The organism is Streptomyces glomeratus (genome assembly GCF_021462825.1).
Taxonomy (GTDB): Bacteria; Actinomycetota; Actinomycetes; order Streptomycetales; family Streptomycetaceae; genus Streptomyces; species Streptomyces glomeratus.
Genome location: NZ_JAKEEB010000122.1, coordinates 1 through 325, shown reverse-complemented (window position 1 = coordinate 325; position 325 = coordinate 1). Strand labels below are relative to the sequence as shown.

The 325-nt window shown below is 71.1% G+C and carries 1 protein-coding gene; it reads left to right on the top strand.

The genetic code is table 11. The features are described 5' to 3' along the window. The coding region (locus LZ604_RS36735; RefSeq protein ID WP_234520378.1) for a transposase at nucleotides 1-325 on the top strand (325 nt) is incomplete at both ends.

The window sequence follows — 325 nt, the reverse complement described above, 5'->3', positions numbered from 1 at the left end:
AGGTCAACCAGCACCGGCCCGTGGTCGGCAAGGTCAAGACCGTGTCCGTCAAGCGTGAGGGCAAGCGCTGGTACGTCGTCCTGACCGCCGAGCAGGCCGCCCCCGAGCCGCTTGCGGCGACCGGCAGCGTGGTCGGCATCGACATGGGCATAGCCAACTTCCTGGCCGACTCCAACGGCGAGTTCGTACCCAACCCGCGCCACGGCCGGAAGGCCGCCGCGAAGCTCGAAGCCGCACAACAGGCTCTCGCCCGCTTCCCCCGCGCCCGCCGCGACAAGCGCACCGCCAACCACCGCCGAGCCGTCCAGCGCGTTGCCGACCTGCA